Origin of the sequence: Streptomyces tricolor (genome assembly GCF_002155905.1) — a bacterium.
In the GTDB taxonomy this organism is placed as follows: Bacteria; Actinomycetota; Actinomycetes; order Streptomycetales; family Streptomycetaceae; genus Streptomyces; species Streptomyces tricolor.
In genome coordinates, this window is the sequence record NZ_MUMF01000787.1 from 1 (window position 1) to 8,517 (window position 8,517).

An 8,517-nucleotide genomic window follows, 5' to 3' on the forward strand; every position below is an offset into this window, starting at 1 on the left:
GGCCGCCGCGCTGCTCACCGACTCCGGGCCCGATGTCTTCGAGGTGAACGGGCCCACCCTCGACCAGATCCAGGGCGGACAGGTCCTCGATCTGACCGAGCTGGTGGCGGGGGTCGAGGACGACTTCCATCCGGCCGTGCTCGGGACCAAGACCTACCGGGGGAGGATCTACGGCATTCCGCAAGTCGTCGACATGCAGATGCTCTACTACCGCAAGAGCCTGCTGGACGACGCCGGGGTCGAGCCGCCGACCACCCTGGACGCCCTGGTCGAAGCCGCCCGCACGCTCACCACGCGGGGGGTGAAGGGGCTGTTCCTCGGCAACGACGGAGGGGCGGGGGTGCTCGGCGGAACCCCCTTGTACGCGGCCGGACTCCGGCTCGTCACCGACGACGGCAAGGTCGGATTCGACGATCCGGCAGCCGCCCGCACGCTCGGCAAGCTGCATCGGCTCCACGCCGACAAGTCCCTCCTCCTCGGCGCGCCCGGCGACTGGTCCGACCCGTCCGCCTTCCTCCAGGGGCTGACCGCGATGCAGTGGTCCGGGCTGTGGGCGCTGCCGCAGATCGAGAAGGAGCTGGGGGACGACTTCGGGGTGCTGCCCTTCCCCCGGGACGGCGGCGGCCGGCCCTCCGTGCCCGTCGGGGCGTACGGCGCCGCCGTCAGCGCGCGCAGCCGGCACAAGGAGTCGGCCAAGGAGTACGTGAAGTGGCTGTGGGTGGAACGCACCGACCACCAGCAGGACTTCGCGCTCTCCTACGGGTTCCACATCCCCGCCCGGATCTCCCTCGCCCGCAAGGCCACCCGGCTGCGCACCGGCCCGGCCGCCGAGGCCGTCCGGTTCGCCACCGACCACGGGTACTCCCAGCCGCTGCTGTGGACCCCGGCCTGCCAGACCGCCTACCAGGACGCGCTCAGCCGGATCATCAAGGACGGGGCCGGTCCGGAGGGAGAACTACGGGCCGTCGTACGGAAGGTGTCGGCGGAGCTGGACCGGGTGAAGAAGTCGTCGTGAGGCGGCGCAGGACGCTCTGGTTCTGGGTGTTCGTCGGGCCCTTCGCGCTCGGGCTCGCGGTGTTCACCTACGTACCGCTGCTGTGGAGCGTGGCGCTCAGCTTCTTCGACGCGCACAACACCGTCACGCCCACGCGCTTCGCGGGGTTCGACAACTACGTGTCCATGCTGCGCGACCGCGCGTTCCGCGACAGCCTGCGGACCTTTCTCCTCTTCACCGCGTTCATCGTCCCCGTCACCTACCTGTTCTCCCTCTCCCTCGCCCTGATGGTCAACCGGCTGAGGCGGGCGCGGGCCTTCTTCCGGTCCGTGTTCTTCCTGCCGGCCGCGTGCAGCTATGTGGTGGCCGCGCTGATCTGGAAGATGTCCCTCTTCAACGGGGTGCGGTTCGGGCTCGCCAACACCGTGCTGGGGTGGTTCGGGGCCGACCCCGTCGCCTGGCTGTCCACCACCGACCCGCCCTGGTACTGGCTGGTCATCGTGACCGTACGGCTGTGGCTGCAGGCCGGGTTCTACATGATCCTCTTCCTCGCCGGGCTGCAGCGGATCGACCCGGCGCTGTACGAGGCGGCGGCCGTGGACGGGGCCCGGCCGGGCTGGACGGTGCTGCGGCACATCACCCTGCCCCAGCTGCGGGCCACCTCGGTCGCGGTGCTGCTGCTGCTCGTCGTCAACGCCTTCCAGGCCTTCGACGAGTTCTACAACCTGCTGTCGGACGCCCGGGGTTATCCGCCGTACGCCCGGCCGCCGCTGGTCTACCTCTACTACACCGCCCTCGGGCAGGGGCAGAACCTGGGGCTGGGCAGCGCCGGCGCGGTGATCCTGGCGCTGGTCATCGCCGTCGTCACGGTGGGGCAGGCGCGCTGGCTGAGGCTGGGAAGGACGGACGGCGATGGATGACGCCCTGGTGCGGGCCGGGCGGGCGCTGCGGCTGGTGCTGCTGACCGCGCTCGCCCTGCTCTTCCTGATCCCCTTCTATCTGCTCGTGCGCAACGGGCTGGCCGACGACCGGGACATCACCTCGCCCGAGTGGACCTTCTTCCCGAGGGAGGTGCGGTGGGGGAACGTCGGCGAGCTGTTCGCCGACGGGTCCGTGCCCTTCGCGCGGTCCCTGCTCAACTCCGCGCTGATCGCCGTCGCCACCACGCTCGGCACCCTGCTCCTCGCCTCCCTCGCCGGGTACGGCCTCGCCCGCATCCCCTACCGGCACGCGAACAAGGTCTTCTACGGCATCCTGGGCACCCTGCTGGTCCCGGCGGCCGTCACCTTCGTACCGAGCTTCGTGCTGGTGTCGTCGCTGGGCTGGATCTCCACGCTGCGCGGGCTGATCGTGCCGACCCTGTTCTCCGCGTTCGCCTGCTTCGTCTTCCGGCAGTACTTCCTCGGCTTCCCGCGGGAGCTGGAGGACGCGGCGCAGGTGGACGGGCTCGGGTACTGGCGGACGTACTGGCTGGTCGTCGTGCCCAACGCCCGTCCGGTGTTCGCGGCGGTCGGGACCATCGTGTTCCTCGGCGCGTGGAACTCCTTCCTGTGGCCGCTGGTGATCGGGCAGGACCAGAGCGCCTGGACGGTGCAGGTGGCCCTGTCCTCGTTCACCACCGCCCAGGTCGTGCGGCTGCACGAGCTGTTCGTCGCGGCGGCCGTGTCGATCCTGCCCCTGCTGCTGGTGTTCCTGTGCTTCCAGCGGTGGATCGTGGCGGGGGTGGAGCGGTCCGGGATCGACTGAGCGCGCCGCGCGGGGTCACGCCGTGGCGCCGCTGTCCACGACCAGGTCGGTGCCGACGACCGAGGCCGCGTCGTCCGAGGCCAGGTACAGGACGGCGGCGGCCACCTCCCGGGTGGTGGCGATCCGGCCCAGCGGGAGCGTGGCCCGTGCGCGCTCGGCCCGCTCCTGCTCCGTCTCCCCCGGGCCCAGGGACATGGAGGTCTCGGTGGCGCCGGGGCTGACCACGTTGATCCGCACGCCGTCCCGGATGTGGTCCAGGGCGGCGCCCCGGCTCAGCGCGGTCACGGCGGCCTTGCTCGCGGAGTAGGCGGCGGCGCCGGGGGAGGAGGTGTGCCGGCCGAACGTGGAGGAGATGTTCACGATCGCGCCGCCGGCCGGCTGCGTGCGCATCTGCCGGACCTGGGCCCGGAGGGCCAGGTACACGCCGGTGACGTTGATCGCGAGCTGCTCGTGCCAGTCCTCCTCGGGGAGGTCGGCGAGCGGCCGGCCGCCGCGGAAGACGCCCGCGTTGTTCACCGCCACGTCCAGCGAGCCGAAGTGCTCCACGGCGGCCCGCACCAGCGCCTCGGCGCCGGCCGCGCCGGAGACGTCGGCCGGCACCGCGAGGGCCTTGCCGCCCTGCTCCTCGATCAGCCGGACGGTCTCCGCCAGGGGCTCCGGCCGGCGTCCGGCGACGACGACCTTGGCGTCCTCGGCGGCGAGCGCGAGGGCGACGGCCCGGCCGATCCCGGAGCCGGCGCCGGTGACGAGGGCGGTGCGGCCGGAGAAGCGCTGCGTCATGGTGATCTTCCTCTTTCTTGACCGATCGGTTCAGTATGAGATGCGCAAAAAACGCCCTCCGCGGGGAGGGCGGTGGGGTCAGTCGAGCAGCGTCAGGGCCTGTTCCGCGGCGTCCCGGATCCGGGCCGGGTCCGTCGACGCCTTGCCGACGACCCGCAGCCCCTGGAGCAGCACCAGCAGGGTGCGGGCCAGGGCGAGGGGGTCGCGGCCGGGCGGCAGTTCACCCTGGCCGCGGGCGCGGACCAGCGCCGAGTGCAGCAGGGTCTCCAGGTGGTCCCAGTTGCGCTCCACGCGCCGGGCCGCGGCCGGGTCGTGCGGGGCCAGTTCGGCCGCCGTGTTGGTGATCATGCAGCCCTGGAGCCGCGACTGCTCGTCGGTCGCCTCCCGGGCGTAGCGCCGGACGAGGGACCGCACGGCCGGCAGCGCGGGCCCCGGCTGGGACAGCTCGTGCACGATCGGCGCGAGACCCGACTGCTCGTACCGGTCCAGCGCCCGCAGGTACAGCTCGTGCTTGCTGCCGAAGGTGGCGTACAGGCTCGCCTTGCCGATGCCCAGGTGTGCCACCAGGTCGGCCATCGACGTCGCCTCGTAGCCGCGCTGCCAGAACAGCTCCAGGGCTGACTGCAGCGCGGCGTCCGGGTCGAATTCCTTGGTCCTGGCCACGCGTCGCAGCCTAGGTTTTTCTGGAACGATCAGTCAAGTATGTTCAGGTGGTCCGCACGTCGTACGCCGTCACCCGCACCGACTCGTCGTCCAGGCACTGCCCGCTCGCCAGGTCGAAGCGCTGCTTCAGCAGCGGGGACGCCACGAACGGGCGGCCCCGGTGGGTGCCGGTCAGGCCGCGGGACAGGACGGCGGCGCCGGTGAACGGGTCCCGGTTGTCGATGGCGTACAGCCGGTCCGCGCGGTCCCGGAACACGGCCACCTGGCGGCCGTCCGGCAGCAGGGCGGCCACCCCGCGGCCCGGCACCAGCACGCTCAGGTCGCAGACCGTGAACCAGCCGTCCGCCAGCTGGAGCTGGACCTTCAGGTCGGTCGTCTCAACTGCCAGGGTCATCGCTGGGCGCTTCCTTCCAGGACGTCGTCGGCGGGCCGCAGACCGATGTTCAGCAGCGGCAGGTCGGGCTTGATCTGGTCGCGCTCGGGAACGAAGGAGACGACCGGGTCCGGAGTGTCCGGCGCGTTCACGAAGGACACGAACCGGGCCAGCTTCTCGGGGTCGTTGACGGTCTCCGCCCACTCGTCGCGGTAGTGCGCGACGTGCTCCCGCATGAGCCTCTCCAGCTCGTCGCAGATGCCGAGCGAGTCGTGCACCACCACGTCCCGTACGTGCTCCAGGCCCCCCGGGATGCGCTCCAGCCAGGTGCTGGTGCGCTCCAGACGGTCGGCGGTACGGATGTAGAACATCAGGAACCGGTCGATCAGCCGGACCAGTTCGGCGTCCGACAGGTCCTGCGCCAGCAGATCGGCGTGGCGCGGGGTGGCGCCGCCGTTGCCGCCGACGTACAGGTTCCAGCCGTTGGCGGTGGCGATCACCCCGAAGTCCTTCGACTGCGCCTCCGCGCACTCGCGCTGGCAGCCGGAGACCGCCGACTTCAGCTTGTGCGGGGACCGCAGGCCCCGGTAGCGCAGCTCCAGGTCGATCGCCATCCTCACCGAGTCCTGCACGCCGTACCGGCACCAGGTGGACCCCACGCAGGACTTCACCGTGCGCAGCGCCTTGCCGTACGCGTGCCCCGACTCGAAGCCGGCGTCCACCAGCCGCGCCCAGATCAGCGGCAGCTGCTCCACCCGCGCGCCGAACATGTCGATCCGCTGACCGCCGGTGATCTTCGTGTAGAGACCGAAGTCCCGGGCGATCTCCCCGATCACGATCAGCTTCTCGGGCGCGATCTCACCGCCGGGGATGCGCGGCACCACCGAGTACGAGCCGTTCTTCTGGAGGTTGGCGAGGAAGTGGTCGTTGGTGTCCTGGAGCGCGGCCTGCTCGCCGTCCAGGACATAGCCGCTCGCACCGATCGAGGGGGCCAGCGAGGCGATGATCGAGCCGACCGTCGGCTTGCACACCTCGCAGCCGTCACCGCCCCGGGCGCCCTCGCGGCCGTAGCGGTCCAGCAGCTCCTGGTACGACGTGATGCGCAGCGCGCGCACGATCTCGTACAGCTCCTCGCGGGTCTGCCCGAAGCAGCCGCACAGGCCCTTGTCGACCTCGACGCCGGACGCCTCCAGCTCCGCGGTGACCAGCTGCCCCAGCACCTTCACGCAGCTGCCGCAGCCGGTGCCGGCCTTGGTGCACTTCTTCACCTCGGGCACGGTGGTGCACCGGTGCTCGGTGACCGCGCCGCGGATCGTGCCCTTGCTGACGTTGTGGCACGAGCAGATGATCGCGTCGTCCGGCAGCGCGGCCGGGCCGAGCTGGGCCCCCGAGCCCGCTCCGGCGGGCAGGACGAGCGACTCGGGGGAGACGGGCGGCACCGAGCCGGTGAGCGCGCGCAGGGTGCCGTAGGCCTCGGCGTCACCGACCAGGATGCCGCCGAGCAGGGTGCCGTCCGCGCCGATGACCAGCTTCTTGTACAGGCCGGCGCGCGAGTCGGAGTAGACGACGTCCAGGCAGTTCTCGGTGGTGCCGTGGGCGTCGCCGAAGGAGGCGACGTCCACGCCGAGCAGCTTCAGCTTGGTGGACAGGTCGGCGCCGGTGAAGGACGCCTCGTCCGCGGCGATGGTCGCGGCGGCCGTCTCGGCCTGCTCGTAGCCCGGCGCCACCAGCCCGTACACCCGGCCGTCGGCGGCCAGCGCGCACTCGCCGATCGCGAAGACGTGCGGGTCGGAGACGGTCCGGCACTGCTCGTCCACCGCGATGCCGCCGCGCTCGCCGACCGTGAGACCCGCGGCGCGGGCCAGCTGGTCGCGGGGGCGGACACCGGCGCTGAACACCACCATGTCGGTGGCGAGTTCGGAGCCGTCGGACAGCTTCATGCCGGTGACGGCGCCCTCGGAGTCCGTCACGATCTCCTGGGTGCCCACGCCGGTGTGGACCGTCAGACCCATCTCCCGGATGGTCCGCAGCAGGGCCGCGCCGCCGCCCTCGTCCACCTGCACCGGCATCAGCCGCGGCGCGAACTCCACGATGTGCGCGTCGAGACCGAGTCCCTTGAGCGCGCCGGCGGCCTCCAGGCCGAGCAGACCGCCGCCGACCACCGCACCGGTCGTCGCCCGCGTCCTCGCGTACTCCTCGATCGCCAGCAGGTCCTCGATGGTCCGGTAGACGAAACAGCCGGTGGCGTCCTTGTTCGGCACCGGCGGCACGAACGGGTAGGAGCCGGTGGCCAGCACCAGGACGTCGTAGTCCACGACCAGTCCCGAGCGGGCGGTCACCTTCCGCGCCTCGCGGTCGATCGTCTCGGCCGGGTCGCCGAGGTGCAGCTCGATGCCGTGGTCCTTGATGAACTCCATGTCGGTCATGGAGAGGTCCTCGGGCGTCCGGCCGGAGAAGTACGAGGTGAGCTGGACGCGGTCGTACGCCGGACGCGGCTCCTCGCACAGCACGACCACGCGGTGCGTGGCGGTCAGGCCGCGCTCGGCGAGCGCTTCGAGGAAGCGCTGGCCGACCATGCCGTGGCCGACGAGCACGATCGTGGGGGCGGGGGTGGCCCCCGGGGTGGCGGACATTCAGGAGCCTCCATCGTTGGTGAGCAGGTGGAGCAGGGGGCCGTCGTCGGGGAGCGGCTCCGCTCCCTCCCAGGCGCGGGCGAGCGCGCCGACGGTGCCGAGTTCGCCGACGAGGACCCCGCCGACCAGGCGGTCGTCGCGGACGACGACCTTGCGGTAGATGCCCCGGGTGGCGTCGGCGAGCCGCACGACGTCGTCCCCGGGGCGGGCCTCGGTCTCGCCGAACGCGGCGAGGTCGAAGGGGGAGTCGGGACCGGTGAGGGTCAGCCGGGTCAGGGCGCGGGTGCCGGTGTAGCGGGCACCGGCGTCGCCGGCCAGCAGCGCGGCGAGCGCGTCGGCCTGTTCGAGGGCCGGGGCGGCCAGGCCGTAGACGGTGCCGTCGTGCTGGGCGCAGTCGCCGATGGCGTGGATGTGCGGGTCGGAGGTGCGCAGCTCGTCGTCGACGAGGACGCCCTTGTGCACGGCGAGGCCCGCCTGCTCGGCGAGGCCGGTGCGGGGCCGTACCCCGCAGGCGAGGACCACGAGGTCGGCGTCGAGCGCGTACCCGTCGGCCATCTCCACCGAGCGGACCGCGTCGGCGACGCAGCGCACGTCCCGCACCCGGCACTCGGTGTGCACCTCGACGCCCAGCTCGGTCAGGTGCCGCAGCACCAGCCGGGAGGCGTCCGGGTCGAGCTGGCGCTCCATGAGCCGCTCGGCCTGCTGGGCGAGCACCACCTGAGCGCCGCGCACGGCGAGCGCGCGGGCCGCGGAGACACCGAGCAGCCCGCCGCCGACGACGACCGCCCGCACCCCCGGCCGCACCGCCTTGGCCAGGCCCAGGCAGTCGTCCATGGTGCGGAACGCGTGGACGCCCTCGGGCAGGTGGCGGTCGGGCGTGAAGAGGCCGCGCAGCGGGGGCAGCACCGGGTTGGAGCCGGTGGCCAGGACCAGCGTGTCGTAGGCGATCGACATGCCGTCGGCGCAGTCGACGGTCCGGGCGGCCCGGTCGATGCCGGTGACCCGGGTGCGCAGCAGACCGGCCGGCGGCGGGAGGGTGATCACCTCCGGCGCGTACCGGCCGGCCAGCACCTCGGCCAGCAGCACCCGGTTGTACGGCGCGTGCTCCTCGTCGCCGACGAGCAGCGCGGGCACACCCAGCTCGCCGAGCCGCCGGGCGAGCCGCACGCCCGCGAGGCCGGCGCCGATCACCACCACACGCGTATTCGAGGTCATGCCCCGAGCCTGCGGTCCGGACGTTACCCGGCAGCATCACCTCTGTTTCCCGGGAGGAACGCTGCCCTCAGCGGGGCGGGACGCGGGGTGTGAGGGGTCCCCGCGGGGACCCC

General features: G+C 72.4%; 8 protein-coding genes. 3 read left to right on the forward strand and 5 right to left on the reverse strand.

Going from position 1 to position 8,517, the window contains the following annotated elements; genetic code table 11:
* The 3 genes from CCN44_RS39500 to CCN44_RS39510 form a co-directional block, all read left to right on the forward strand.
* A partial coding sequence (locus CCN44_RS39500; protein ID WP_086703911.1) for an ABC transporter substrate-binding protein occupies positions 1-1,015 on the forward strand: 1,015 nt, incomplete at its 5' end.
* A complete protein-coding gene (locus CCN44_RS39505) occupies positions 1,012-1,914 on the forward strand; it encodes a carbohydrate ABC transporter permease (protein WP_086703914.1) in 903 nt (300 codons plus the stop codon). The genes CCN44_RS39500 and CCN44_RS39505, both read left to right, overlap by 4 nt.
* Positions 1,907-2,740, forward strand: a complete 834-nt coding sequence (locus CCN44_RS39510) for a carbohydrate ABC transporter permease (RefSeq protein WP_059249411.1) — start codon at positions 1,907-1,909, stop codon at positions 2,738-2,740. Before CCN44_RS39505 ends, CCN44_RS39510 begins: the two co-directional genes overlap by 8 nt.
* Positions 2,741-2,755: 15 nt before the next feature.
* Here CCN44_RS39510 and CCN44_RS39515 read toward each other — a convergent pair whose 3' ends face one another.
* From CCN44_RS39515 to CCN44_RS39535, 5 genes are all read right to left on the reverse strand, one after another.
* Positions 2,756-3,520: an SDR family NAD(P)-dependent oxidoreductase gene (locus tag CCN44_RS39515; protein WP_086703917.1), complete on the reverse strand. Its 765-nt coding sequence runs from the start codon at positions 3,518-3,520 to the stop codon at positions 2,756-2,758.
* Between the two features lie 78 nt (positions 3,521-3,598).
* A complete protein-coding gene (locus CCN44_RS39520; RefSeq protein WP_059249406.1) occupies positions 3,599-4,183 on the reverse strand; it encodes a TetR/AcrR family transcriptional regulator in 585 nt (194 codons plus the stop codon).
* A gap of 43 nt (positions 4,184-4,226) precedes the next feature.
* Positions 4,227-4,577, reverse strand: a complete 351-nt coding sequence (gene nirD / locus CCN44_RS39525) for a nitrite reductase small subunit NirD (protein WP_059249404.1) — start codon at positions 4,575-4,577, stop codon at positions 4,227-4,229.
* Positions 4,574-7,189, reverse strand: a complete 2,616-nt coding sequence (gene nirB / locus CCN44_RS39530) for a nitrite reductase large subunit NirB (RefSeq protein ID WP_086703920.1) — start codon at positions 7,187-7,189, stop codon at positions 4,574-4,576. Before nirB ends, nirD begins: the two co-directional genes overlap by 4 nt.
* Positions 7,190-8,404 (reverse strand): NAD(P)/FAD-dependent oxidoreductase, encoded by a 1,215-nt coding sequence (locus tag CCN44_RS39535; protein WP_086703923.1) that lies wholly within the window; start codon positions 8,402-8,404, stop codon positions 7,190-7,192.
* Between the last annotated feature and the right edge of the window lie 113 nt (positions 8,405-8,517).